Below are 25,242 nucleotides of genomic sequence, written 5' to 3'. Positions count from 1 at the left end.
GGCGCGTCGCGGTAGGTCGTGTCAGCGCCAGGGAGGACAATGACCTGTCGTTCGTCCGCCCCGAGTTCAGGAGCCAGCACCGCACATGGCGCGCCGCACCGCCCCCAGCACGCCGCCCGAGGACTTCGTCGAGCGGATCGTCGACATCGACGTCGCCTCCGAGATGGAGGGCTCCTTCCTCGAGTACGCGTACTCGGTCATCTACTCGCGGGCACTCCCCGACGCCCGGGACGGGCTCAAGCCGGTGCAGCGCCGGATCGTGTTCCAGATGTCCCAGATGGGCCTGCGGCCCGACCGGCCGTACGTGAAGTCGGCCCGCGTGGTCGGCGACGTGATGGGCAAGCTGCACCCGCACGGCGACAGCGCCATCTACGACGCGATGGTCCGCCTCGCGCAGCCCTTCTCCCTGCGGCTGCCGCTGGTCGACGGGCACGGCAACTTCGGCTCGCTGGACGACGGCCCGGCCGCCTCGCGGTACACCGAGGCCCGGATGGCGCCGGCGGCGATGGCGATGAACGCCGGGCTGGACGAGGACACCGTCGACTTCGTCCCGAACTACGACAACAAGCTCACCCAGCCCTCGGTGCTGCCAGCCGCGATCCCGAACCTGCTGGTCAACGGCGCGGCCGGCATCGCGGTCGGCATGGCGACCAACATGGCCCCGCACAACCTGGTCGAGGTGATCGCCGCCGCCCGGCACCTGGTCGCCCACCCGACGGCCGACCTGGACGAGCTGATGCGGTTCGTGCCCGGCCCCGACCTGCCCTCCGGCGGCAAGATCGTCGGCCTGGACGGCGTCCGCGACGCCTACCGCACCGGCCGGGGCGCGTTCAGGACCCGTGCCACCACCCGGATCGAGAACGTCACCCCGCGCCGCAAGGGCATCGTCGTCACCGAGCTGCCCTACGGCGTCGGCCCGGAGAAGGTGATCGAGAAGATCAAGGAGGGCGTGCAGAACAAGAAGCTCTCCGGCATCGCCGACGTCCTCGACCTCACCGACCGCGAGCACGGCCTGCGTCTCATCATCGAGGTCAAGACCGGCTTCAACCCGGATGCGGTGCTGGAACAGCTGTTCCGCTACACCCCGCTCGAGGACTCGTTCTCGATCAACAACGTCGCGCTGGTCGACGGTCAGCCACGCACCCTCGGCCTGCGGGAGCTGCTGCAGGTCTGGGTCGACCACCGGCTCAGCGTGGTCCGCCGCCGCAGCCAGTTCCGGCTGGACCGCAAGCGTGAGCGCCTGCACCTGGTCGAGGGGCTGCTGATCGCGATCCTGGACATCGACGAGGTCATCCAGGTCATCCGCAGCTCCGACGACTCCGAGGCGGCCCGCGCCAGACTGCGCACCGTCTTCGACCTGTCCGAGCCGCAGGCCGAGTACATCCTGGAACTCCGCCTGCGCCGCCTGACCAAGTTCAGCCGGATCGAGCTGGAGAAGGAGCGCGACGAGCTGCGCGAGGACATCGCCGAACTGGAGGCGTTGCTCGGCGACGAGCTGTTGCTCCGCGGCGCCGTCTCGGACGAGATGGCCGAGGTCGCCGCCACCTACGGCACCCCCCGCCGCACGATCCTGCTGGAGTCCGCGGGCGGGGTCGCGACCGCCGCCCCCGGCGCGCCGGTGGCCAAGCGCACCGTGCAGACCCTCTCGCTCGAGATCGAGGACACCCCCTGCGTGGCGCTGCTCTCCGCCACCGGCCTGGTCGCCCGCACCGCCGGGATCGACGTCCAGCTGCACCCCACCGACGACACCCCCCGGGCCAAGCACGACGTGCTGGCCGGAGCCGTGGCCACCACCGCACGCGGCGACATCGGCGTGGTCACCAGCAGCGGTCTGGTCCGCAAGATCTCGGTGCTGGACCTGCCCGGCCTGCCGCCCACGGACGGCGTGCCCTCGCTCGGCGGTGGCCTGCCGCTGGGTGAGCTGATCGAGCTGGACAAGGGCGAGCAGGTGGTCGGCCTGTGTGCGATCACGCCCGACGCCCCCACCCTGGCGATCGGCACCGCCCAGGGCGTGGTCAAGCGGGTCGTCTCCGGTGAGCCGCCCGCCAACCGGGACTCCTGGGAGATCATCGGCCTGCGCGACGGCGACCGGGTGGTCGGCGTCGCCCCGGTCACCGACGACGACGAGCTGGTGTTCGTGTCCTCCGACTCGAACCTGCTGCACTACCCCGCCAGCGCGGTGCGGCCCCAGGGTCGTCCCGCCGGTGGCATGGCCGGGATCAAGCTCGGTACCGGGGCGAGCGTGGTCTTCTTCGGTGCGCTGCCCGCCGACACCGACGACGCGCTGGTGGTGACCGTCTCCGGCTCCTCCGACGCCCTGCCCGGCACCCAGAACGGCTCCGCCAAGGTGACCCCGTTCGCCCAGTACCCGGGCAAGGGCCGCGCCACCGGTGGCGTCCGGTCGCACCGGTTCCTCAAGGGCGAGGACGGCCTGTTCCTCGCCTGGGTGGGCCGCGCGCCGGCACGGGCCACCGGCTCCGCCGGGCAGCCGGTGGAGCTGCCGGAGATCGACGAGCGCCGGGACGGGTCGGGGGCACCGCTCAGCGCGCCGCCGGTCGCCATCGGCTGAATCGGTCGCGGGCGGCCCAGTCGGGCGCACACTGGGGCGGTGACCCGTTACGCCATCGACGCGCAGGTAGCCGTGCGGCTGATCCGCGCCGGACTCCGCGCGCCGTCGTCCGCGGACGACACCCTCGTCGGCCCGGCGGTGCTGCGCTCCGACGTCCTCGCGGCGCTGTACGCGCTGCCCGAGGACCAGGGCCGCGCCCTGCTGGACCCCCTCGCGGCGTTGCGGATCCGGCTGCTGGGTGACCGGGTATCCCGGGCGACCGCGTGGCGCCTGGCCCGGGAACTCGGCTGGTCTGATCCCCGCCCCGCCGAATATCTCGCGGTCGCCCGGCTACAGGCGGACGTGCTGGTCACCGCCGATCCTGCCGTGCTCGCGGCCGCCGAGGCCGTCCGGATCCCGACCACCGACCCCGCCGCGCTCGTGCCCTGAGGCCCCGCGGCGCCGATGCGCCGCCCGCCTGCCGCACCCGCCTGGCAGCTCACCCGCCGTGACCCGTCGACGCGCGCGTGACCTGCTCAGTGCTGGGCGTCGGCGACCGCGGTGCGGATCAGCGCGGCAGAGCCGATCAGGGCGTCGAGCTGCTCGGGTGCCAGCACGTCCAGGATGATCTGTCGCACCACCCGACGACGGGTGGCGCGGGCCAGCTCGGCGCTGCGGATCCCGGCCTCGGTGAGGCGGACCACCGTGCCGCGCGCGTCCTCCCGGTCCCGCGCCCGGGCGACCAGGCCGCGCTGCTCCATCCGGCGCAGCTGGTGCGAGACCCGAGAGTCCTGCCACTCGGCCGCCGCGGCCAGGTCCTTGGCCCGCAGCCCGAAGTCACCGGCGTCCAACAACGGTTCGAGCAGCTCCAGGTCGGCCACCGACGCATCGGCGTCCTGACCCAGAGCTCGTTCCATCACGATGAACCAGTCCCGCGACATGCCGAGGAACACCCGCCACGCGGCGTCCTCGTCCGCGACCGTCCGCCCCTGCACCGCCGTCATGGGGCACAGGGTACGACCGCTCAGAGCTCGATGCCCACGATCACCGATCCGTGGGTCACTTCGTACCCGAGCGAGGAGTACAGGCCGTGCGCCCCCGAGGGGTTCGCGCTGTCCACATCGAGCTCCGCGTAGTCCATCCCGTCGGCCCGGTACGCGGTCATCGCGGCGGTCAGCAACGCCACCGCCACACCGCGGCCACGCCAGGCCCGCCGCACACCGAGCACATCGGTGTAACCCGAGCGGTAACCCTTCACCGGCCAGTCCTGCTCGTAGCGACCGGACATCGCGTAGCCGGCGACCTCGCCGGTGGTCTCCTCCACCGCGACGAAGCTCCACTCCGGGGCGAACATCGACCGGCTGCCCTGCCACTGCTCGGCGCTGCGCGGCTCGCTCCCCCAGTGATCGAGGAATGCCTCGTTGTGGGCCAGACGCACCTGCTCGTCCCGCTGCGGCGACCACTGCTCGATCCGCACCCCCGGGATCGTCGGCGGGGTGGGCAGCGGCTGGTCCAGCGGTCGCCGCATGTCACGGAAGTAGCGCAGCGGGCGGTAACCGATCCGGGTGAACAGATCGGCCGCGCCGTTCTGGTTCTCCAGCAACCACACCCCGAGCCGCCCCGGGATCTCCCGCGGATCGGCGGCCAACTGCTGGCGGCCACGGGCGGTGCCCCACGCCGCCAGTGCGGTGCCGATCCCCCGTCCGCGCCACTGCGGATCGACCCCGCCGTGCACGTGCGCGCGCAGCACCCGGGCGTCGGCGGGATTGCACTGCGACTCCACCCAGGCGCGCGGCACCCCGTCGGCGTCCCAGCCCACCCGGGTGTCCCGCGCCAGATCCCACCAGCTGCCCTCGAAGCGCTCGACGATCTCCGACTCCACGGTGCGCACCGGGGAGCCGTCCGCCTCCTCGATCCGGGCGGCCACGCCGACCAGTGCCGCGGCATCCGCCGGGTCGACCGGTCGCCAGGTCAGCCCGATGTCGGGCAGCGGGGGCAGGTCAGCGGGTGCGGCGGCGCGCTCGGCGAGGGTGCTCATGCCGACCACCGTGCCGGGCCGACACCGCGGTTGTCACCTGCAATCTCACGCGTCGATCTTGGAGGCGTCCAGGGTCGAGGCGTTGTCGATGATGAAGTCCTTGCGCGGGGCGACCTCCGAGCCCATCAGCAGCTCGAAGACCTCCTCGACCCGGCGCATCTGCTCGTCGGCGGCGGCAGCGGCCGGCAGGGTCACCCGGCGCAGGGTGCGGTGCCGGGGGTCCATCGTGGTCTCGGACAGCTGGTCGGCGTCCATCTCCCCCAGCCCCTTGTAGCGCTGGATGTCCTCCTTGTAGCGCTTGCCCGCCCTGTCCAGCTTCTTCAGCGTGGCGGCGAGCTCGGCCTCGGAGTAGGTGTACAGGTACTCGTTCTTCTTGGACCCGGCACCGATCACCTCGATCCGGTGCAGCGGCGGCACCGCGGCGAACACCCGGCCCGCCTCGACCATCGGCCGCATGTACCGGAAGAACAGGGTCAGCAGCAGGGTGCGGATGTGCGCGCCGTCCACGTCGGCGTCGGTCATCAGCACGATCTTCCCGTACCGGGCGGCGTCCAGGTCGAAGGTCCGCCCGGATCCGGCGCCGAGCACCTGGATGATCGCCGCGCACTCGGCGTTGCGCAGCATGTCCGCCACCGACGCCTTCTGCACGTTGAGGATCTTCCCCCGGATCGGCAGCAGCGCCTGGAAGTCGCTGGACCGGGCCAGCTTGGCGGTGCCGAGCGCGGAGTCGCCCTCGACGATGAACAGCTCGGTGCGGCCGACCTCGTTGCTGCGGCAGTCGGCGAGCTTGGCCGGCAGCGAGGAGCTCTCCAGCGCCGTCTTGCGCCGGGAGATCTCCTTCTGCTTGCGCGCCGAGACCCGCGCGCGCATCTCCCCGACCACCTTCTCCAGCAGCGCCGCCGCCTGTGCCTTGTGCTCGCGCTTGGCGGAGGTGAGCAGCTCGGTCAGGCGCTGCTCGACCACCTTGGCCACGATGCCGCGCACCGGTCCGGTGCCGAGCACCTCCTTGGTCTGGCCCTCGAACTGCGGCTCGGCCAGACGGACGGTGACCACGGCCGTCAGCCCGGCCAGCGCGTCGTCCTTCTCGATCTTGTCGCTGCCGTCCTTGGCCGAGATCTTCAGCTTGCGGGCGTTCAGCTCGATCTGCTTGCGCAGCGTCTTGAGCAACGACGCCTCGAATCCCGCCAGATGGGTGCCGCCCTTGGGAGTGGCGATGATGTTCACGAAGCTGCGCAGCTCGGTGTCGTAGCCGGTGCCCCAGCGCAGCGCCACGTCCACCTCGCACTCGCGCTGCACCTCCTGCGAGGTCATGTGCCCACGGTTGTCCAGCACCGGAACCGTCTCGGTGAAGGTCCCGGAGCCGGTGAGCTGCCAGGTGTCGGTGACCGGCGCGTCGGGCGCCAGGAAGTCCGCGAAGTCCACCGTCCCGCCGTCGTGCCGGAAGACCTCCTCGTGCGGGCCGTCGGCGCCGGGGGTGCCGGGCAGTCCGCGCTCGTCCCGCACCACGATGGTCAGACCCGGCACCAGGAAGCTGGTCTGCCGGGCACGGGTGACCAGCTCGTCGTAGCTGAACACCGCCGTGCTGGGGAAGATGCTGCGATCGGCCCAGTAGCGGGTCCGGGTGCCGGTGCGGGCCTTGGCGACCTTGCCGACGACTGCCAGCTCCGAGCCGGAGGTGAACGGCTCGAACGGCGACTCGGGCGACACGCCACCGCGGTCGTCGAACACGCCGGGCTCACCACGACGGAAGGTCATCCGGTGCGTCTTGCCCCCGCGGTCGACCTCGACGTCCAGCCGCGACGACAGGGCGTTCACCACCGACGCGCCGACACCGTGCAGACCACCGGACGCCGCGTAGGACCCGCCACCGAACTTGCCGCCCGCGTGCAGCTTGGTCAGCACGACCTCGACACCGGTCAGCCCGGTCCGCGGCTCGACATCGACCGGGATGCCGCGGCCCTGGTCGCGCACCTCCACCGAGGAGTCGGCGTGCAGCACGACCTCGATCCGGTCCCCGTGTCCGCCCAGCGCCTCGTCGACGGAGTTGTCGATGATCTCCCACAGGCAGTGCATCAGTCCGCGGCTGTCGGTGGTGCCGATGTACATGCCGGGGCGCTTGCGCACGGCTTCCAGGCCCTCGAGGACCGAGAGATGGCGGGCGTTGTAGGCGGAGTCGGTGGACACGGCATGAGGGTAGTCGCCACCGCCGACAATCCCGTGCAGCCCCGCCGGAGGGTGAAACCGGGGTACGCGGACAGCGAACCACCCCCTCTCGACGGGAAGATCCACGGCTGCGGATGGTTGTATGTCAGCGTGACGGAGATGATGGAAACCGAGAACGCACCGGCCCCGCTGACAGCGGCAGACCGTTGCGACCGCTGCGGCGCCCAGGCCTACGTCCGCGTGCTGCTCCCGGTCGGCGAACTGCTGTTCTGTGCGCACCACGCCCGTGAGCACGCGCCGAAGTACCAGGCGGTCGCAACCCACGTCCAGGACGAGACGGACAAGTTGCTCGCCGAACACGGCGCGGGAGCCGGCGCAGCCCGCTGACCGACCCCGACAGACGACCGAACGGCCCACCCGGCACCACCGCCCGGGTGGGCCGTTCGCGTACCCGGGGTCGTGCACGCTCGCACGCACGCGGCTCCGCGGACGCCGAAGGGCCCCGCACTCCCTGCCGGGAGAACGGGGCCCTTCGTGCGATCGCTGTCAGTCCAGGTAGTCGCGCAACACCTGCGAACGCGAGGGGTGCCGCAGCTTGGACATCGTCTTCGACTCGATCTGGCGGATCCGCTCGCGGGTCACGCCGTAGACCTTGCCGATCTCGTCCAGGGTCTTCGGCTGGCCATCGGTGAGGCCGAACCGCATCGAGACCACACCCGCCTCGCGCTCCGACAGGGTGTCGAGGACCTGGTGCAGCTGCTCCTGGAGCAGGGTGAAGCTCACCGCGTCGGCCGGGACGACCGCCTCGGAGTCCTCGATCAGGTCACCGAACTCCGAGTCGCCGTCCTCACCCAGGGGGGTGTGCAGCGAGATCGGCTCGCGACCGTACTTCTGGACCTCGACGACCTTCTCCGGCGTCATGTCCAGTTCCTTGGCCAGCTCCTCCGGGGTCGGCTCGCGGCCGAGGTCCTGGAGCATCTGACGCTGGACACGGGCCAGCTTGTTGATGACCTCGACCATGTGCACCGGGATACGGATGGTGCGCGCCTGGTCGGCCATCGCGCGGGTGATCGCCTGGCGGATCCACCAGGTCGCGTAGGTCGAGAACTTGTAGCCCTTGGTGTAGTCGAACTTCTCGACCGCACGGATCAGACCGAGGTTGCCCTCCTGGATCAGGTCCAGGAACAGCATGCCGCGCCCGGTGTAGCGCTTGGCCAGCGAGACGACCAGGCGGAGGTTGGCCTCCAGCAGGTGGTTCTTGGCCCGGCGGCCGTCCTGGGCGATCCACTGCAGCTCGCGACGGGCCTTGGGCTCCACGTCGTCGCCGAGCTGGCTCAGGCGCTCCTCCGCGAACAGACCGGCCTCGATCCGCTTCGCGAGCTCGACCTCCTGCTCGGCGTTCAGCAGGGCGACCTTACCGATCTGCTTCAGGTAGTCCTTGACCGGGTCGGCGGTGGCGCCGGCGGTCACGACCTGCTGCGCGGGGGCGTCGTCGTCATCGGCGTCGGACACCACGAACCCGGTGTCCTCGGTCTCGTCGGACTTGCCAGCGGCCGGGGCCGCAGCCTTCGCCTCGTCACCCTCGGGGGTCTCGGCGTCGTCCGCGGTCTCCAGGTCGGTGTCCTGCAGCTCTGCCTCGTCGAGTTCGATGTCCTCGTCGTCGGTCGGCTCGTCGTCGTCCGACTTCGCCTTGGCCTTGGTGGCCTTCGCCTTGGTCGGCTTGGCGGCCGCCTTGCTCGCGGTGGCCTTCTTCGCGGCGGTGGCGGTGGACTTCTTGGCGGTCGTCTTCGCGGCGGGGGTCGTCTCGGAGGTCTCGCTGTCCTCGTCGGCGACGACGGCCTTGGCGGACGTCCGGGTCTTGGTGGTGGTCGCCGCGGCCACCTTGCGGGGCGCAGCGGCACGCTTCTTCGGCGCGGCGGCAGCCGGCGTCGGCTCGGCGACGACGATGCCGGCGTTCGCCAGGCCGCGCACGACGGCCTTCAGGCGACGCGCGTCCTCCACCTGGGCGGCCTCGCAGGCGGCCCGCAGGGCGGCAGCGTCGACGCTCCCGGTGGTGGCACCGCGGCGGACCAGGTCCTGCAGGGCCGGGTGCTCGAACTCGCGCGGCAGCGTGGGGGAATTCTGGGACGTCACGAATGACCTTTCGGCAGCGAGGGACCCGGTTCGGCGAGACGGGACACGTATATTGTACCGGCCACATCCAGGCCCGGGCGCGTCCACTCGGGGGACGCCGACCAGTCCGGGCGGGTGCGGCGATTCTGTCGACGGTCTCAACGAGCGAGCGGCCCGGAGGATTCCCGGGAGCGCCACACTCGGCGACTGAGCAGCGCCGTCGCCGCCCGCGATCAGGCGTTGTGCCGGGCGGTGACGACACCGGGCCGGCACTCCACGCCGCCGGAACGCGCAGCCGCACGATCCATCGGGGCAGGACGATGCGCCTCGGTCAGGTCAGCACCCACCGGACCGGCACCGCTCACCGACGTCCCATCCGTCGCGAGCGCGCGACGGAGCTTCTCGGCGCGGCCTCGGGCTACCGCCGCCAGGGTTCCTCCGGCCGGATGTCAGCTCGGGTCGGGCTTGACCGCGAGCACCGGGCAGGGGGCGTCGAGCAGGATGCGCTGCGCGTTCGCACCGAGGATGAGCTTGCCCACCGGACTGCGCCGCCGCAGCCCGATCACGATCATGGACGCGCCGGTGTCCTCGGCAGCGCCGATCAGCTCCTCGGCGACATCGCGGCCTGCGGCGATCACCCTGACCTCGTGCTCGATCCCGCGGTCGGACAGTCCGGCGCGCACCTGCTCCAGCGCCTGCTCGGTGTCCTGGCGCTGCTCCGGCGTCTCGTCCAGGCGCTCGTTGACGACGACGACGAGGGACTCCCCCCGCCGCTCCGCCTCGAGGCCGGCGGTCTCCAGGGCTGCGCGCCCCTCGACCGTCGCCAGATAGCCGACCACGATGCTCATCGGTGCTCCTCGCACGAGTGCCGCTGCGTCCGTCCGGGACCGCGGCAGAACGCCTTCGCGCCACACCGCCGAACCGTGCCCCGACCGTACCGGACACGCCGGGCCAGCACGAACGCACACCACCGGCATCGATCACCCCGGTTCCAGCTCGCCCTCCCGCGCCCAGCCCGGCAGCGCACCGGAGGCCAGCACCCAGTTCAACTGCACCGCCAGCGGATCCACCGGCTGCTGTGCCAGAGCGCGTTCGACCAGCACCGAGCCCCGGACGCCGTCGCCGACCCACCAGGCGAACAGCGCGAGCAGGGTGAGCGCCCCCGACTGCCGACCGTCCCGGCCGTGTGCGACCACGCGCTCCAGGAGCAGACGCGCGGCGTCGATCTGCCCGACGGGCGGTGGTCGGACCCCGGCTGCCAGCTGGTGGGCGAGCCACGGGCGGATCCCCCAGGGCCGGTCCGGTCCGATGGCGGACACGGGCCAGCTCCCGGAGCGCGACTCGGGCAGCGGCTCCGCGTCTGCGACAGATCCGCGGTCCGGGTCCGGGGCCGGGTCCAAGTCCGGGTCCACGTCCGGGTCACGGTCGAGGTCCGGGCCCGCGTCCGGGTCGCCGTTGGAGCCCGCATCCGGCTCCCGGCACGCCGCCGCCACGGGCACCACCACAGGCACCGGAATGTCCGGAGCCGCCAGTCCCGCCAGCCAGAGCCGCTCCGCCCGATCCGGGTCGGCGTGGTGACCGATCATCGCGAGCGCAGACGCCTCCACGACCAGGGGATCGGTCAACCCCGCCTCCACCCGGCCGACCGTGGTGCGGGCGACGCTGTCGGGTCGGGTGCGCACGTCCTGCCATCTGGCCAGCGTGCGGCGCTGCCAATCGCCCCAGGCCTGCGCGCCGGTGGCGGTCGCCGGGCGCCGGTGCAGCCACCGCGAGCGCGCTTCGGCCGCGGCTCGGCGGTCACCTGGGGCTGCCGGCGCGATCCGCCCGAGGTCCGCGCGGCGGGCGGCGGGCGTCCAGCCAGCGGTGCGGGCGATGGCGGCCACCAGGGCGTCCAGCCTTTCCCGTGGGGCCGAATCCGGGACCGCGGTCGCTGTGGGCACGGTGCTCGCTCTGGGCTCGGTGCTCGCTCTGGGCACGGTGCTCGCTGTGAGTGCTGCGTCGGGAGTCTGGCGCACCTCGCTGGCATCGACCGTCCACGCGCTGTCCCACCCGACCCCGACCCGCGTGCACGCAGCTCTGACCCGGGCGATGGCGGGACCCGGCCACGGATGGTCGCGGCTGGACGCGGCGGGCGGTCGTGGCACGGGGTCCGCCTGCCCGCGGTAGTGCACGACCAGCAGGCGTTCGCAGCGCATCGCCACCAGGTGCGCCGCGATCGACCGGGCCACAACGCGACCGGCCGCCGAGTCCAGCACCTCGCGGTCGGTCCGCGCGACCAGCCGCGGCGGGGCGTCATCGGGTCCGGCGAGCCCGACCACCACCACGCTCCCGTCGCCGGGATGGTGTCCGAGTCGGAACGGGACCAGGGCGAGCATCCGGCAGCGTGCGGCGAACCACGATCCGTCGTCCCCGTCCTCGACACCCGACGGTGCCGCCGCGTCGTCGGCCAGCGGATCTTCCTGACGCCGGTCCTCCTCGCCGGCGTCGGTCCCGGACCCTGTCGCACCCGTCATCACGTCCTCCTGTCGTCGCCGCCAGCTCACCGCGGACCGGCCACGCACCGCGAGCACCGCCGCGAGGACCTGGGGACGACCGGGACGCACCTGTCCTGTGGACAGCCGGAGCTGGCTACCCTGAGCCGGTGCGCGCCGGAACTGCTCTGCTCTGTCTGCTGCTGCTCGGCGGGTTGACCGCCTGCACCGGCAGCACACCGCTGCCGACCCCCTCGGTCACCGGCGGCGTCGAGGCCCCCACGCCGACCGAGACCCTCCTGCCGTCACCGACGGCGACCGTGTCCACGGTCGGCGGGCTGGCGGAGGGCTTCCCGGCTGACCTGCTCCCGGTGCCGGAGGGCAGCGAGATCCTGATGTCGGCGAGCGAACTGGACGAAGCGACCGGGCTGACCACGGTCAGCCTGAACCTGCGCAACCCCCTGAGCACCGACCAGTTGCTGGCGGCGTTCCGGGCCCCGCTGGTCGCCGCGGGCTTCACGGAGACCGCGACCGATCCCGGTGCGGGCCTGGCCGCGAGTTCGACCTTCGTGCGCGGGGACGGCAGCGAGGTCATCACCCTCGGCGTACTGGATCGAGACGGGCTGCGCACGGTGACCATCGGCGGCACGGTCAAGCTGTAGGCATCGCGACCAGGCCGTACGCTCGCAGGGTGAACGACGCCACCCCCCTGGTCGACCTGGAGGGCGTGCGCGCCCAGGTGGACGCACTGCTCACCGCCCACCTGGATGCCCTGGAGCCGGAACTGGCCCGGATGGGCTCGGGCACCGGGCCGCTGATCGAGGCACTGCGGCTGATGCTCTCCGGCGGCAAGCGGCTGCGGGCGGCGTTCTGCTACTGGTCGTGGCGGGCGCATGGTGGGGACCGGTCGGGCGACGGCGCGACGGCAGCGCTACGAGTCGGCGCGGCGCTGGAGCTGTTCCAGGCCGCGGCCCTGTTCCACGACGATGTGATGGACGACTCCGACACCCGGCGCGGCCTGCCCGCGGCGCACCGCAGCTTCGCGCACACCCACCGCACCGCGCGGTGGTCCGGCGACGACCGGCGGTACGGCGAGTCGGCGGCGATCCTGCTCGGCGACCTGGCGCTGATCGCGTCGGAGCGGGAGTTCGCGGCCGCCATGACCGGGATCGACCCCGTGCTGGCGCTCCGCGCACGCGCCGTCTTCGACCGGATGCGCACCGAGGTCACTGTCGGCCAGTACCTCGACCTGCAGGCCCAGGTGCTGCCCTGGGGCACGGACCCGGTCGGCGACGAGCAGCGCGCCCGCGAGGTGATCCGGGCCAAGACCGCGCGGTACAGCGTGGAGCACCCGATCCTGATGGGCGCCGCGCTGGCCGGAGCCGACGACGCCGCACTGCTGGCGGCCAGCGCGTTCGGGCTGCCGCTGGGCGAGGCATTCCAGCTCCGGGACGACCTGCTGGGCGTCTTCGGCGACCCGGCGACCACCGGGAAGCCGGCCGGCGACGATCTGCGCGAGGGCAAGCGGACGGTGCTGGTCGCCCGCGCGATGGCGGCAGCGGGCCGGGCCGGCGAGCTGCCGGTGATGGAGCGGCTGCGTACCGAGCTCGGCGACCCCCAGCTGGACGAGGACGCCTGCCTGGCACTCGCCGAGGTGATCCGGTCGACCGGTGCCGTGGACGAGGTCGAGCAGCTGATCGACCTGCTGCTCGACGAGGCCGAACGCGCCTGGTCGGCGGCAGCACTGGTCGATCCGGGCCGCGACATGCTGCTGCGCCTCGGCCGGGCGGCCGTGCAGCGCCAGGCCTGACGCTCCGCGGTCCGGCGCCCCGGCACCGCCCGCTCAGTCGATCAGCCCGGCGGGGCTCAGAGCTCTGCCTGGGCCAGCCGTCGAACGGCGGTCTTGCTCCCCGAGCGCAGCACATCGATCGGGCGACCCGGCAGCGCCTCGTTGGCGGTGAACAGCCAGGCGATCATCTCCCCGTAGTCGAAGCCCGCATCGCCCAGCACGGTGAGTGTGCCCTGCAGGGACGCGAGCACGGTGTGGTCGCCGCCCTCGTCCCGCTCGTCGGCGGTCGGGTTCGCCGCGTCCACCGGGACCAGGAAGTCCGCGGGGATGCTCAGCACCGGCGGATCACCGCGGCGCACACCGGCGATCCGCCCCTCCTTGAGCAGGCGGCGCACCCGTCCGGCGTCGACTCCGAGTGCATCGGCGACGTCGGGAATGGTGAGCCAGGAGTCGACGAGGTCGTCCGGCTGGTTCAAGGCGGTCACGGCGCTCAAGCCTAGTCCCGTGTCGGTGGCTCGACTTCCCAGCTCCCCACTGGTGCACTACCGTCACACCAGTCACATGAGTCACAGGTGCCCCAACAGCATCAGCGTGACACCAGCCGCCGCAGTCCAGCCTCAGGGATTTCTCATGACGCAGTCCGCACTCGCACTCGCCGACGACGCCCGTAGCTCCCGACCCCGCGCCCGTCGCCTCGCGACCAACACCGGCGCGACGCTGGCCCTGGCGGCGCTGGCCGTCGGCACCTCCAGTGCTGCCGCCCACGCCGACGAGCACTACACCGTCCGATCGGGCGACACCGTCAGCCACATCGCCAAGCAGTTCGGCACCACGGTCAGCGCCGTGCGCGACGCCAACGGCCTGAACGCCGCCGGCTTCATCCGCGAGGGCCAGACGCTCACCATCCCGACCGGGCAGTCAGCCCCCGCGGCGGCCCCGGTTGCGACCGCCGGGACCCACACCGTGGCCCAGGGCGAGACGGTCTCGGCCATCGCCGCGCGCTACGGCAGCACCGTCGACGCCATCGTCGGCGCGAACGGCCTGGACGCACGCGCCTTCATCCGCGCCGGTCAGACGCTGACCATCCCCGGCTCGACCACGGCCACGACCGTGACGACCGCGACGACCTCGGCGGCCACCGGCACCCACACCGTCGCCCAGGGCGAGACGGTCTCGGCGATCGCCGCGCGCTACGGCACCACCGTGAACGCCGTGGTGTCCGCCAATGGCCTGGACGCCCGGGCGTTCATCCGCGCCGGTCAGACCCTCACCATCCCGGGTGCCACGACCACCGCTGCGAGCACGACGGTGAGCACCTCCCAGCAGCTGGTCGGCAGCACCTTCCTCGGCCGCACCTACCCGGCCGCCACGGTCGCCTCCGCGAACGAGAACAAGGCCACCCTGCTCTCCATCGGCGTCCCGTCCACCTCCGAGATGCAGGCCAAGGTCGCCAGCACGGCCCGGCAGATGGGCGTCGACCCGTCCCTGGCGCAGGCGATCGCCTTCCAGGAGTCCGGCTTCGACCACACCTCGGTCTCCCCCGCGAACGCGATCGGCACCATGCAGGTCATCCCGACCTCCGGCGACTGGGCCAGCGAGCTGGTCGGGCGCGAGCTCAACCTGCTGGACCCGGACGACAACGTCGTGGCCGGTGTCGCGATCCTGCGCCAGCTGCTCAAGTCGACCGGCGGCGACACCTCCACCGCGATCGCGAGCTACTACCAGGGCCTCGGCTCGGTGCGCAGCAACGGGATGTTCGCGGACACCCGCCGCTATGTCGCCAACGTCCACACCCTGACGGCACGCTTCTGACGCACGGCCTCCCGGGGTTCACCGGGGGTCGCCCGTAGACTTCGGCCGTGGCAACCACTCTCACCGATCCGCTCGTCGGCCATCTGGTCGACGGCCGGTACCACGTCGTCTCGCGCATCGCGCGCGGCGGCATGGCGACCGTCTACCTCGCGGTGGACCGTCGGCTCGACCGCGAGGTCGCGCTCAAGGTGATGCACCCGCACCTGGCCGAGTCCTCCGGCGGCGCGGACTTCGTCGCCCGGTTCCGGCGGGAGGCCCGGTCGGCCGCGCGGCTGACCCACCCGGGCCTGGTGTCGGTCTTCGATCAGGGCCTGGACGGTGAGACCTCCTATCTGACGATGGAGTACGTCCCGGGCGGCAACCTGCGCCACCAGTTGGCCCGCCGCGGATCGCTGAGCGTCGGCGACGCGCTGTCGATGGCCGAGCAGGTGCTCGACGCCCTCTCGACCGCGCACCGTGCGGGCCTGGTCCACCGGGACATCAAGCCGGAGAACGTGCTGCTCACCGCCGAGGGCAGGATCAAGGTCGGCGACTTCGGGCTGGCCCGGGCCGTCACCGAGGTCACCTCCGCCACCACCGGCACCGTGCTGGGCACCGTCGCCTACCTCGCCCCGGAGCTCGTCACCCGTGGCGCCAGCGACGCCCGCACCGACGTCTACGCCACCGGAGTCCTGCTCTACGAGGCGATCACCGGCCGGCAGCCCTTCACCGGCGAGACGCCGATCCAGATCGCCTTCCAGCACGTGAACGACGACGTGCCGGCACCTTCCGAGGTCGCCGACTGGCTGCCGACCGAGGTCGACGTGCTGGTCGCCGCCCTGACCGCCCGTGACCCGGACGACCGCCCCGCCGACGCCGCGGCCGCACTGGCCCTGCTGCGCCGCACCCGGGGTGAACTGGACCAGGCCACCCTGGACCGCCGGGTCGAGGTCGAGCCGACGGCGCTGCCCGAGCCCGAACCGCAGGACACCGCCGAGCAGGAGGCAGCCGCAGCCGGCGACGCCGCCACCTCCAAGATCGAGGCGCTGTCCCGCGGCGGCACGGTCGCGCTGCCGATCGGGCTGGGCGCGGCCGACCCGGCCGACTCCCCCGCCCCCGCCTCGCCGGTCGCCGCTGCGAACCGTCGTCGTCGCTGGCTGGTGATCGGTGGCGTGGTGCTGCTGGTCGCCGCACTGGCAGGTGGCGGCACCTGGTGGTTCCAGAACATCGGGCCGGGTGCCTACACCACGGTGCCGACCGTCGACACCCTGACCGAGCAGCAGGCCCGGGAGACCCTGGGCGACGCCGGACTCGACGTCACCGTGGCCGAGGCATTCGACGACACCGCCGCAGTCGGCACGGTGATCGAATCCGATCCGGCGTCCGGGGACCGGGTGCGCAAGGACGGCACCGTCGCGCTCACCCTGTCCAAGGGCCCGGACGTCGTCACCGTGCCGGACGGACTGCTCGGCGCGTTGCAGGCGGATGCCGAAGCCGCGCTTACCGGCGCGGGACTGACCGTCGACTACGACGACCCCGCCTACTCCGACGACGTGGCGAACGGTCTGGTGCTGAAGGTCGCGGGCCAGGACGGCGCGGATCTCGCCGCCGCCACCAGCCTCAAGCGCGGCACCACGGTGATCCTCACCGTCTCGCAGGGACCGGAACCGGTCACCGTGTTCTCCGTGGTCGGTGCGACCCTGGACAACGCCACCTCGCAGCTGGAGGACGCCGGGCTGAAGATCGCCGCCACCGAGGTGTTCTCGGACACCGTCCCGGCCGGCAGCATCGTCAGCCAGGACCCGGCGCCGGGCACCGCCGGGCACCGCACCGACACCGTGAACGTCGAGGTGTCGAAGGGGCCGGAGCTGGTGACCGTGCCGAACCTGCGGGGCAAGCAGTACGACGAGGCCAAGCAGATCCTGGATCAGCTCGGACTGGTCGCCGAACGACAGAACGTGCTCGGCGGCATCTTCGGCACCGTGCGCGACCAGAGCGTGGCCGCCGACACCCAGGTCGCCAAGGGCAGCAAGATCACCCTCACCGTCGTCTGAGTCGACAGCGGTACACCGTGGCGCGACCGCGGACATGAGAACGGCCCGGCCGGGACCCACCACGAATCCCGGCCGGGCCGTTGCCCGGTGTCACCGCATCACGGTGCGGTGAGGCTGCCCCCGTTGGTGCGGATGACGTCCGCGTACCAGTCGAAGGACTTCTTCTTGTAGCGGTCCAGGGTGCCGGAGCCGTCGTCGTTGCGGTCGACGTAGATGAAGCCGTACCGCTTGCTCAGCTGCGCGGTGGAGGCCGAAACCAGGTCGATGCAGCCCCAGGTGGTGTACCCGAGCACCTGCACGCCGTCCTGGATCGCCTCGCCGACCTGGTACAGGTGGTCGTTCAGGTAGGCGATCCGGTAGTCGTCGATCACGGTCTTGACCCCGTCGACCTCGACCAGCTGGTCCTTGGCGCCCAGACCGTTCTCCACGATGAACAGCGGCTTCTGCCACCGATCCCAGAACTGGTTCATCACCACGCGCAGACCGACCGGGTCGATCTGCCAGCCCCACTCGGAGGACGCGAGCGTCGGGTTCGGGACCCCACCGATCAGGTTCCCGACCGCCGGCTGCTTGCTCGGGTCGGCGGTCTGCGCCGAGCTCATGTAGTAGCTGAACGACACGAAGTCGACCGTGTGCTCCTTGAGCAGCGCCCGGTCCTCGTCGGTGATGTTCAGCTCGACACCCAGCTCCCGGAGCTGCCGCAGCAGGTAGCCCGGGTACTCGCCGCGCACGTGCACGTCACCGAAGGCCAGGTTCTCGTGGTCGGAGTGCTGGGCCTTGAGCACGTCCTGCGGGTCCGGGGTCAGCGGGTAGAACGGCACCGCGATGACCATGCAGCCGATCTGGGCCTGCGGCATGAGTTCGCGGGCGATCTTGGTGGCCAGCGCGGAGGCGACCAGCTCGTGGTGCACGGCCTGGTAGAGGTCCTGCTTGGTGAGCTGCTCCTTGGGTGTGAGGATGCCGCCGCTCATCAGCGGGGCGTGCAGCACCGAGTTGATCTCGTTGAAGGTCAGCCAGTACTTCACCCGGGAGCCGTAGCGGGTGAAGATGGTCCGCACGTAGTTCTCGAAGAAGCCGATCAGGTCGCGGGAGACCCAGCCGTCGTACTGCTTGGCCAGGTTCAGCGGCGTCTCGTAGTGGGAGATGGTGACCAGCGGCTCGATGCCGTGCTTCTCCAGCTCGTCCAGCAGCCGGTCGTAGAAGGCCAGGCCCTCCTCGTTCGGCTCCGCGTCGTCACCGTTCGGGAAGATCCGGGACCAGGCGATGGAGAACCGGTAGGTCCTGAAGCCCATCTCCGCGAACAGCGCGATGTCCTCGGCGTAGCGGTGGTAGTGGTCGATGCCGACCAGCTTCAGGTTGTCGTCGGTGGGCTGCTCGCTCGGAGCGCCGGAGATACCGCGGGGCATGATGTCCTGGATGGACAGCCCCTTGCCGCCCTCGTTGTACGCACCCTCGAGCTGGTTGGCGGCGGTGGCGCCGCCCCACAGGAAGCCGTCGGGGAACGGGGTCGTGGAAGTCACTACATGCACCTCTTGTCGTCGTCGACTGCGTTGATCACAGGCCGAGCAGCTGCTTGACCTGCGGGTCCGTGAGCTCGAGTGCGGCTGCTCGGGCCTCGGGAGCTGTGCGCGCGGCACGGGCGGCCGCGGCGATCTCCTGGCACCGGGCCAGGGAGTGGCCGCGCACGGCGGCGCGGACGGCGGGCACGGCGGAGGGCGACATCGACAGGCTGGTCACGCCCAGACCGGTCAGCACCAGCGCCATCAGCGGGTCGGAGGCGGACTCGCCGCACACCCCGACCGGCTTGCCGGTGGCCTTGCCGCCCTCGGCGGTCGCGGCGACCAGGTCGAGCACCGCGGGCTGCCACGGGTCGAGCAGGTCGGACAGCTCGCCGCGCAGCCGGTCGGTGGCCATCGTGTACTGGGCGAGGTCGTTCGTCCCCAGGGAGACGAAGTCGACGTCGGCCAGCACGTCGGCGCAGCGCAGGGCCACGGCGGGCACCTCGACCATCACCCCGACGGTGCTGAGACCGGCCTCCCGGGCGGCGGCGGCGAAGTCGGCCGCCTCGGTCGGCGTCGCGATCATCGGCGCCATCACCCACAGCTCGGCACCGGTCTCCTGCTGGGCGCGCCCGAGGGCGGTCAGCTGGTCGGCCAGCAGCTGCGGCAGGGTGCGGACCAGGCGGTAGCCGCGCACACCCAGCGCCGGGTTCTCCTCCACCGACTGCTGGGCGAAGGCCAGGGGCTTGTCGGCACCGGCGTCGATGGTGCGCACGACCACCTTGCGCCCGGCGAAGGACCGCAGCACGGCGGTGTAGGTCGCGACCTGCTCCTCGACGGTGGGCGCTGTCTGCTGCTCGAGGAAGAGCACCTCGGTACGGAACAGCCCGACGCCCTCGACCGCGGTCGCGGCCGCGCGCTCGGCGTCCGCGGCGGTGCCGATGTTGGCGAGCAGCTGCACCCGGTGGCCGTCGGAGGTCGCACCCGGCTCGGTGTCCTCGGTCAGGCGCTCGGCGGCCGCACGACGGTCGGCGACCTCCTGGATCAGCGCCTGGTCCGGGTCGACCGTCACGGTGCTCGCGGCGGCGTCCACCACCACCACGGTGCCGGCGGCCAGCTCGGTGACACCGGGCACCCGGACGATGCAGGGCAGACCGAGCTGCCCGGCGATGATCGCGGTGTGGCCGGTGGGGCCACCCTGCTCGGTCACGATGCCGAGCACCTTGCTCAGGTCGAGCGCGGAGGTGTCGGCCGGGGACAGGTCCTCGGCGACCACGACGGAGGGCTCGGTCAGCTCACCGAGACCCGGCTCCGGGGCGTCGAGCACCCGGGCGATCACCCGGTCCTTGACGCTGCGCAGGTCGGTGACCCGCTCGGCCATGTAGCCGCCCACGGCGGCGAACATCTCGCAGACCTGCTCCACCGCCTCGCTCACGGCGTGGGCCGGGCCGGTGCCGGAGGCGAGGCGCTGCTCGACGTCGCCGATCAGCGCCGGGTCCTCGGCCATCTGGGCGGTGGCGCCCAGCACCTCGGCCAGGGTCCCCTCGGCGGAGTCGGCGCGCGCCTGCAGATCGGCGGCGACGGCGGAGAATGCCGCCTTCACCCGTGCCAGATCGCCGTCGACGGCGGGTGCCTCGTCAGCGGGCAGGGTGATCGCGGGGCGGGCGACGGCGATCGGTCCGAGGACGATGCCCCGGCCGACCCCGACCCCGGTGAGGGTGTTCCCGGCCATCGGACTCACTCCCCGGCGGCGTCGAGGTCGGTCGACAGGAGCTCGGCGAGCTGGTCCAGGGCGGCGTCGGCGCCGTCACCCTCGACGGTCAGCTCGGCGGTCTCGCCGTGCTTGAGGCCCAGGCCCATGACCATGAGCAGGCTGGCGGCGTTCACGGCGGGCGCACCGGGCCGGCCGATCGTGACCTGGGCACCGGAGGCGGCGGCCGCCTTGGTGAAGATCCCGGCGGGACGGGCGTGCAGGCCCACGGACGAGGCGATGGTGACATTGCGCTGCGGCACTGGTCGGACTCCCCATTGCAGTCAAACGTGCGATACACCCGCCGGCTTCTCCGCCGGCCGGGCAAACAAAAAAAGACCTGTACGGACCGCTGGTGCGGTCCGCGACAGGTCTTGCCTGATCGAGTCAGTAACAATCCTCGCGATGGCCTGATCGTTATACCCGTCGGGCCGAGCCCCGGTCAACCCGGGGCCCGGCCTCCCGTGGCTCCTCGGTCAGGAGTTCGGGGCCAGCTCGGGCGTGAGTCCGTGCCCGCCCAGGTCCCGGCCGACATCCATCACCTCGCGGCTGCCGTCGTCGTTGACCCGCACCGTGCTGACGCTGGCGTTGGGCAGCGGCGCCAGTGACACCTCGCCCAGGGCTGCCAGGTAGGCGAACAGCGTGACCCCGTGGCTGACCACCAGAACGTCGCCGGTGTGAGCGCGCTCGATCCGGGCGAAGCTGTCGGCCACCCGACGACGGTAGGCAGCCGAGGACTCGCCGCCGGGCAGCCCGGGGAAGCTGCCGTCGAACACCCCGGCGAACATCGCGATCGGGTCGTACTCGGCCCACAGCTCCGCCTCCGGGAGGGTCTCCCACTCCCCGAAGTGGAACTCGCGCAACCCGTCGTCCTGGGTCAGTGGGACGTCCGGGTGGTGGACGAGGATCTCGCGGGCTGTCGCCATCGTGCGACCGAACGGGCTGGCGTAGGCCGCGACGAACGGGACCTCGGCCAGCGCCTGCGCCGTGCGCCGGACCCCGATGACGCCCTCGTCGGTGAGCGGCGAATCCGACCAGCCCTGCACCAGGTTGTCGGTGTTGTAGACGGTGCGGCCGTGCCGGACCAGATGAAGCGTCGCCGCCACGGGCTGACCTCCTGAACGTCGGGATCGGGACGCCGACCACCGTACGGGCACCCGCTCTGACCTGGCTCGTTGACAAGGCAGGAACGGGTGCGGCACGCTGTGCGTCCGTCGCCCCCCCTGGCGACCGCGCAGAACTGGGATTGTTACTGCTGACAGCAGGCAAAACCCGAGCTGAGCGAGCGGACTCCGTTGTGGAGTGTCGTTCGTGACGGCTCGGGTTTTTTTGTTGCCCTCAGGCTCCCGGGGGCGGCGCGACACGGATTCGAGGAGGAATCGTGGCTTCCGCCAGCAAGTATCAGACGATCGCCGAGGACGTCCTTCGCGGCGTCGGCGGCAAGGACAACGTCGCATCGGTGGTGCACTGTGCGACCCGGCTGCGGTTCCGCCTGAAGGACCGCGAGCAGGCCGACAAGGCCGCCGTCGAGGGCACCGCCGGTGTCATCACCGTGATGGAGTCCGGCGGCCAGTTCCAGGTCGTGATCGGCAACACCGTCCCCAAGGTCTACGAGGCGCTGGGTCAGATCGGGGTCAACATCGGCGGGGACGCCCCGACCGACGAGGCCGAGGTCGGCGACAAGGGCAACCTGATGGCCCGGTTCATCGACATGATCACCAGCATCTTCACGCCGTTCCTGTGGATCCTGGCCGCCACCGGTCTGATCAAGGCCCTGCTGGCGCTGGTCGCGAAGATCTCCCCCGAGTTCGCCGGCACCACCACCTACGCCATGTGGTACGCCGCCGGTGACGCCGCGTTCCAGCTGCTGCCGATCTTCATCGCGATCACCGCGGCGCGGAAGTTCAAGGCGAACGTCTACACCGCTGTGGCGATCGCCGCCGGTCTGCTCTACGGCGACCTGTTCGCGCAGATGGCGCTGGCCGACGGTTCGGTCGTGAACCTGCAGACGTTCTCCGCCGGTGGCGGGGACGTGACCTTCCTCGGCATCCCGCTGCTGCTCGGCATCCCGCAGGCCTTCGGTCTGACCGTCGCCCTGCCGAGCGCGCTCTCCGCGGTGATCCCGGTCATCATCGCGGTCTACGCCCAGTCCAAGTTCGAGCCGCTGGTCGCCAAGGTACTGCCGGACTTCCTGCGCAACTTCGTCACCCCGATGATCGTGCTGGCCGTGCTGGTCCCGCTGACCTACATCCTGATCGCCCCGCTGGCCAACGTCGTCTCCTCCGGGATCTCCAGCGGCATCAACGCGATCTGGGACACCGTGCCGTGGCTCGGTGGCGCCCTGATGGCCGGTCTGTGGCAGGTGTTCGTGATCTTCGGCGTGCACTGGGGCTTCGTGCCGATCATGACCAACGAGCTCACCGACCAGGGCTTCTCCTACCTCACCGCCGCGCTGTTCCCGGCCGTGCTGGCCCAGGCCGGAGCCGTGGTCGCCGTGATGATCCGCACCAAGAACAAGGACCTGCGCGCCGTGGCCGGTCCGGCCGCCGTCTCCGGCTTCCTGGCCGGTATCACCGAGCCCGCGATCTACGGTGTCACCCTGCGCCTGAAGAAGCCGTTCATCTACGCCGCGATCTCCGGTGCCGTCGGTGGCGCGATCGTCGCCGTCGGTGGCGGTGCGACCGACGTCTTCGCCCTGCCGGGTCTGATCACGATCACGGCCACGCTGAACCACGGCTTCACCTCCGTGGTGATCGGCACCGCGGTCGCCGTGGTGCTGGCCTTCGTGCTCACCCTGGTGCTGGGCTTCAAGGACCTCCCGGTGAAGGACGCCGCCGCCCCGGCAGCGCCGGAGACCAAGGCCCCCGAGTCCGTCGCCCCCGCCGCCGGTTCCGGCAGCACCGCGACGCTGACCGAGACCCAGGTGATCGAGGTCGCCTCCCCGGTGAACGGCACCGTGGTGCCGCTGGCCGAGGTGAGCGACAAGGTCTTCGCCTCGGGTGCCCTGGGCAAGGGTGCCGGTGTGGTCCCGGCGGACGGCACGATCGTCTCCCCGGTCTCCGGCACCGTGGTCAGCGTCCTGCCGCACGCCTACGGCCTGCTCGCTGACAACGGCGTCGAGGTCCTGGTGCACGTCGGGATCAACACCGTCGAGCTGGACGGCAAGGGCTTCGCCCCCGCCGTGCAGCAGGGCGCCCAGGTGCTGCCCGGCACCCCGCTGGTGACCGTGGACCTGGACGCGATCCGGGCCGCCGGGCTGGACACCACCACCATCGTGCTGGTGACCAACACCGACACCTACGCCGACGTGGTCGCCGCCCCCGCGGGTGAGACCACCACCGGCACCCCGCTGCTGACAGTGGTCGCCTGATTCCCTTCCGACCCGCGGTCTGATAGGACCGACAGCAGGGCCGGATACGATCCGGACTCCGCACACCGAACGCCGGTGTCCCGCGCCATGTGCGCGGGGCACCGGCGTCTCACCATGAATCGGAGCGCAGGTGCAGGTCACCAAGGTCTTCAACAACAACGTGCTGCTGGCCGCGGACGATCACGGCCAGGAGTTCGTGCTGATGGGCAAGGGCCTCGGCTTCCAGGCCAAACCGGGCGACGACGTGCGTCCGGACGCGGTGGAGCGCACCTTCGTGCCCGGTGGTTCGACCACACCGGAACGGATCGCCGCCCTGGTGGAGGAGATCCCCGCCGAGCGGATCGACCTCACCCAGGAGATCGTCGACCTGGCCCGCCGACAGCTCGGCACCCAGATCGACTCCCACGTCATCATCCCGCTGGCCGACCACATCGTCTTCGCCCTGCAGCGCGCCGAGGAGGGGCTGACGATCAGCTACCCCCTGCAGTGGGAGGTGACCCACCTCTACCCGCGCGAGGTCGCCTTCGCCCGGGAGGCGCTGGCGCTGATCAAGGACCGCACCGGGGTCGAGCTGCCGGCGCTGGAGGCGGTCCCGCTCGCGCTGCACTTCGTAAACGCACAGTTCGGCGCGAACGACCTGAGTCGCACGGTGGAGATGACCGAGGTCTTCGGCGCCGTGCTCGGCATCCTGCGCGAACAGCTGGGCCTGGCGCTGGACGAGGAGTCGCTGGACGTCGCCCGGTTCATCACCCACCTGCGCTACCTGGTGGTGCGCCAGCAGCGCGGCGTCATGCTGGAGGACCAGCAGGGCGTGCTGACCGACACCGTCCGCCGCCAGCACCCGAAGGCCTACGCCAGCGCCGAGGCGGTCCGCGACCTGCTGACCGAGCGGTTCGGCTGGCAGATCAGCGGGGATGAGATGCTCTACCTCACCCTGCACATCGCCCGGCTCACCGGCGCGATGTCCTGATCCCCCACGGAGTCCCCTGATGGACGATCACGCCCTGGCAGCGACGGTGCTGGCCCTGGTCGGCGGCCCGGAGAACGTCACCGACGTGACGGCGTGCTGGAGCCGACTGCGGCTGGTGCTGCGCGACTGGGACGCCCGCGACGACGAGGCGCTGACGGCGCTGGACGAGGTCGCCGTGGTGCTCGTGCAGGGCGGACAGTTCCAGGTGGCGCTGGGTGCTCGCGCGATGCCGGTCAGCCGCGCGGTCCGAGAGTTGCTCGACGCCTGACCCCCGCCCCGCGGCCCCGCGGCCACGCCCCGTGCCGCCCCCGTGCCGCCTCTGTGCCGCCCCGCCTGCCGGAGCCGAGGTCGGCAGTTGACGCCGCCGCAGGCGCGGCGAAGTGTCGACCTGGGGCGCGAAGTGTCGACCTGGGGCGCGAAGTGCCGACCTGGGGCGCGAAGTGCCGACCTGGGGCGCGAAGTGCCGACCTCGGGCGCGAAGTGCCGACCTCGGGCGCGAAGCGCCGACCTCGGCGAGGACCGACCGCCCGGGGAATGAAGAGCCGATCGCGAGCCGGAGCGCCCGCCCTGGAGCGCACGATGCCGACCGCAGGGTGCGCCGGCCGGGCACGGGGACGCCAACGGCCGACTCGGGGGCCGACGTTCGGGCCGCGACGCGCACGAAGGGGCCGGATCCAAGCGGATCCG

At 71.8% G+C, this 25,242-nt stretch carries 21 protein-coding genes; 10 read left to right on the top strand and 11 right to left on the bottom strand.

The annotated features are described in order from the left end of the window. The first annotated feature begins 85 nt into the window (after positions 1–85). Together HGK68_RS06735 and HGK68_RS06730 are read left to right on the top strand one after the other, a co-directional pair. Positions 86–2,569, top strand: coding sequence for a DNA gyrase/topoisomerase IV subunit A (locus HGK68_RS06735; protein ID WP_169165275.1), 2,484 nt, complete (start codon positions 86–88; stop codon positions 2,567–2,569). 39 nt (positions 2,570–2,608) lie between these two features. After that, a complete protein-coding gene (locus HGK68_RS06730; protein ID WP_169165274.1) occupies positions 2,609–2,998 on the top strand; it encodes a hypothetical protein in 390 nt (129 codons plus the stop codon). Between the two features lie 86 nt (positions 2,999–3,084). On the opposite strand, the gene HGK68_RS06725 is transcribed toward HGK68_RS06730, so the two are convergent. The 3 genes from HGK68_RS06725 to HGK68_RS06715 are packed head-to-tail and all read right to left on the bottom strand — an operon-like array spanning position 3,085 to position 6,770. After that, a complete protein-coding gene (locus tag HGK68_RS06725; protein ID WP_169165273.1) occupies positions 3,085–3,552 on the bottom strand; it encodes a MarR family winged helix-turn-helix transcriptional regulator in 468 nt (155 codons plus the stop codon). Between the two features lie 20 nt (positions 3,553–3,572). Continuing rightward, positions 3,573–4,586 carry a GNAT family N-acetyltransferase gene (locus HGK68_RS06720; RefSeq protein ID WP_169165272.1) on the bottom strand — a complete coding sequence of 338 codons (1,014 nt, stop codon included), beginning with the start codon at positions 4,584–4,586 and terminating at the stop codon, positions 3,573–3,575. 45 nt (positions 4,587–4,631) lie between these two features. Continuing rightward, a complete protein-coding gene (locus HGK68_RS06715; RefSeq protein WP_169165271.1) occupies positions 4,632–6,770 on the bottom strand; it encodes a DNA gyrase/topoisomerase IV subunit B in 2,139 nt (712 codons plus the stop codon). Between the two features lie 138 nt (positions 6,771–6,908). On the opposite strand from HGK68_RS06715, the gene HGK68_RS06710 reads away from it, so the two are divergent. Further along, positions 6,909–7,136: a DUF7455 domain-containing protein gene (locus HGK68_RS06710; protein ID WP_246260708.1), complete on the top strand. Its 228-nt coding sequence runs from the start codon at positions 6,909–6,911 to the stop codon at positions 7,134–7,136. A gap of 159 nt (positions 7,137–7,295) precedes the next feature. Here HGK68_RS06710 and HGK68_RS06705 read toward each other — a convergent pair whose 3' ends face one another. The 3 genes from HGK68_RS06705 to HGK68_RS15940 form a co-directional block, all read right to left on the bottom strand. Further along, positions 7,296–8,882, bottom strand: coding sequence for an RNA polymerase sigma factor (locus tag HGK68_RS06705; RefSeq protein WP_169165270.1), 1,587 nt, complete (start codon positions 8,880–8,882; stop codon positions 7,296–7,298). Positions 8,883–9,310: 428 nt separating this feature from the next. Next, positions 9,311–9,709, bottom strand: a complete 399-nt coding sequence (locus HGK68_RS06700) for a universal stress protein (protein ID WP_169165269.1) — start codon at positions 9,707–9,709, stop codon at positions 9,311–9,313. A gap of 132 nt (positions 9,710–9,841) precedes the next feature. After that, the gene (locus HGK68_RS15940; protein ID WP_206155819.1) at positions 9,842–11,374 is read right to left on the bottom strand and encodes a DUF4192 family protein; all 1,533 of its coding nucleotides are present in this window, start codon (positions 11,372–11,374) and stop codon (positions 9,842–9,844) included. A 128-nt stretch (positions 11,375–11,502) separates the two neighbouring features. Here HGK68_RS15940 and HGK68_RS06690 point away from each other — a divergent pair, with 128 nt between their 5' ends. Both HGK68_RS06690 and HGK68_RS06685 read left to right on the top strand, forming a co-directional pair. Then, positions 11,503–11,994: a hypothetical protein gene (locus HGK68_RS06690; protein WP_169165268.1), complete on the top strand. Its 492-nt coding sequence runs from the start codon at positions 11,503–11,505 to the stop codon at positions 11,992–11,994. Positions 11,995–12,023: 29 nt separating this feature from the next. Further along, positions 12,024–13,142, top strand: coding sequence for a polyprenyl synthetase family protein (locus HGK68_RS06685; protein WP_246260641.1), 1,119 nt, complete (start codon positions 12,024–12,026; stop codon positions 13,140–13,142). Positions 13,143–13,198: 56 nt separating this feature from the next. Here HGK68_RS06685 and HGK68_RS06680 read toward each other — a convergent pair whose 3' ends face one another. Further along, a complete protein-coding gene (locus HGK68_RS06680) occupies positions 13,199–13,606 on the bottom strand; it encodes an Rv2175c family DNA-binding protein (RefSeq protein ID WP_246260639.1) in 408 nt (135 codons plus the stop codon). Between the two features lie 145 nt (positions 13,607–13,751). Between HGK68_RS06680 and HGK68_RS06675 the strand changes: the two genes are divergently transcribed. Beyond that, complete coding sequence (locus HGK68_RS06675; protein ID WP_169165267.1) at positions 13,752–14,933, top strand: LysM peptidoglycan-binding domain-containing protein; 1,182 nt, start codon at positions 13,752–13,754, stop codon at positions 14,931–14,933. Between the two features lie 47 nt (positions 14,934–14,980). Further along, entirely contained in the window at positions 14,981–16,966 is a 1,986-nt protein-coding gene (gene pknB / locus HGK68_RS06670; RefSeq protein WP_169165266.1) for a Stk1 family PASTA domain-containing Ser/Thr kinase, read from the top strand. Positions 16,967–17,064: 98 nt separating this feature from the next. On the opposite strand, the gene HGK68_RS06665 is transcribed toward pknB, so the two are convergent. The 4 genes from HGK68_RS06665 to HGK68_RS06650 all read right to left on the bottom strand — a co-directional run bounded on the left by HGK68_RS06665 (position 17,065) and on the right by HGK68_RS06650 (position 21,321). Further along, entirely contained in the window at positions 17,065–18,486 is a 1,422-nt protein-coding gene (locus tag HGK68_RS06665) for a glycoside hydrolase family 1 protein (protein WP_206155818.1), read from the bottom strand. Positions 18,487–18,520: 34 nt separating this feature from the next. Further along, on the bottom strand, positions 18,521–20,197 hold the full coding sequence (ptsP, locus tag HGK68_RS06660; protein ID WP_169165264.1) for a phosphoenolpyruvate--protein phosphotransferase: 1,677 nt from the start codon (positions 20,195–20,197) through the stop codon (positions 18,521–18,523). Positions 20,198–20,202: 5 nt separating this feature from the next. Continuing rightward, positions 20,203–20,478 (bottom strand): HPr family phosphocarrier protein, encoded by a 276-nt coding sequence (locus HGK68_RS06655; protein ID WP_169165263.1) that lies wholly within the window; start codon positions 20,476–20,478, stop codon positions 20,203–20,205. A gap of 213 nt (positions 20,479–20,691) precedes the next feature. Next, complete coding sequence (locus HGK68_RS06650) at positions 20,692–21,321, bottom strand: histidine phosphatase family protein (protein ID WP_169165262.1); 630 nt, start codon at positions 21,319–21,321, stop codon at positions 20,692–20,694. Between the two features lie 275 nt (positions 21,322–21,596). On the opposite strand from HGK68_RS06650, the gene HGK68_RS06645 reads away from it, so the two are divergent. From HGK68_RS06645 to HGK68_RS06635, 3 genes are all read left to right on the top strand, one after another. Next, positions 21,597–23,585, top strand: coding sequence for a beta-glucoside-specific PTS transporter subunit IIABC (locus HGK68_RS06645; protein WP_206155817.1), 1,989 nt, complete (start codon positions 21,597–21,599; stop codon positions 23,583–23,585). Positions 23,586–23,715: 130 nt separating this feature from the next. Continuing rightward, entirely contained in the window at positions 23,716–24,555 is an 840-nt protein-coding gene (locus HGK68_RS06640; RefSeq protein ID WP_169165261.1) for a PRD domain-containing protein, read from the top strand. Between the two features lie 19 nt (positions 24,556–24,574). Continuing rightward, a complete protein-coding gene (locus HGK68_RS06635; RefSeq protein ID WP_169165260.1) occupies positions 24,575–24,823 on the top strand; it encodes a PTS transporter subunit EIIB in 249 nt (82 codons plus the stop codon). The last annotated feature ends 419 nt before the right edge of the window (positions 24,824–25,242 follow it).

The organism is Cellulomonas taurus (assembly GCF_012931845.1).
In the GTDB taxonomy this organism is placed as follows: domain Bacteria; phylum Actinomycetota; class Actinomycetes; order Actinomycetales; family Cellulomonadaceae; genus Cellulomonas; species Cellulomonas taurus.
This window is presented reverse-complemented; position numbering and strand designations above follow the sequence as displayed.